This window comes from Mycobacterium sp. E3198, assembly GCF_001667015.1.
Taxonomy (GTDB): Bacteria; Actinomycetota; Actinomycetes; order Mycobacteriales; family Mycobacteriaceae; genus Mycobacterium.
In genome coordinates this window covers 1-788 of record NZ_LZIS01000113.1, presented here as the reverse complement: position 1 = coordinate 788, position 788 = coordinate 1, and the positions used below count along the sequence as shown (strand labels likewise).

Below are 788 nucleotides of genomic sequence, written 5' to 3'. Positions count from 1 at the left end.
GCCCGCCGATCCGCCGGGATCGGCGGATACCGCAGCCCGGGCACGGCGCGGCCCCGCCCCCACCGAGTCTGCCGGGCTACCAGCCGCCCTTCGGCGGGCCGCCGCCGCAATTCGCCGGCCCTGTGCCATGGGGCCCCGGGCGCCCGCCGGCACCCCCGCGCCGCCGCAACCCCTGGATCCTCGTCGCGGCGATCGCCGCCGCCGTGATCCTCGTCGCCGCGGTCATCGGCATCTCGATAGCCGTCGGGAACGACGACAGCGAAACCCCCACCGCGGCCAGCACCACCACCACCACGACGACCACGACCACCAAGAGAACGAGCACCCGCACGACCTCCCCATCGCCGTCCGGCCCGCCGCCCGGCGCGGTGAGCCGGCTGCAAAGCCTGCTGCCCACCGGCTACCCACCCGGCACGTGCAATCCGGACCCCCAGCCGATGGTGGGCTCGATCGTCTCCATCTCGTGCGGGCAGAACACGGATCCGGGCGGCCCAACCATCTCGGCCTACGCGCTGTTCTCGGACCTGCAGGGTGTGCAGGACGCGTTCACCCGCTTCACCGGCGCCGACACGCTCGTCAAGTGCCCGGGCGACAAGGCCTCGCCCGGCACCTGGTGGCACAACAAAGACCCGAACACCAGGGTTTGCTGGTTCGTCCACATCACCTTCGGCTCGTCGTTCTTGTAGGTCCCACAGGCGATCTGGCCGAGGATGGTGTTCGGGTCTTTGTTGTGCCACCAGGTGCCGGGCGAGGCCTTGTCGCCCGGGCACTTGACGAGCGTGTCGGCG

1 pseudogene is annotated in these 788 nt (G+C 71.6%); it reads left to right on the top strand.

Annotated elements, in window-relative coordinates:
- A pseudogene (locus A5673_RS29530) lies at positions 1–686 on the top strand (hypothetical protein); the annotation flags it as partial.
- Positions 687–788 lie beyond the last annotated feature (102 nt).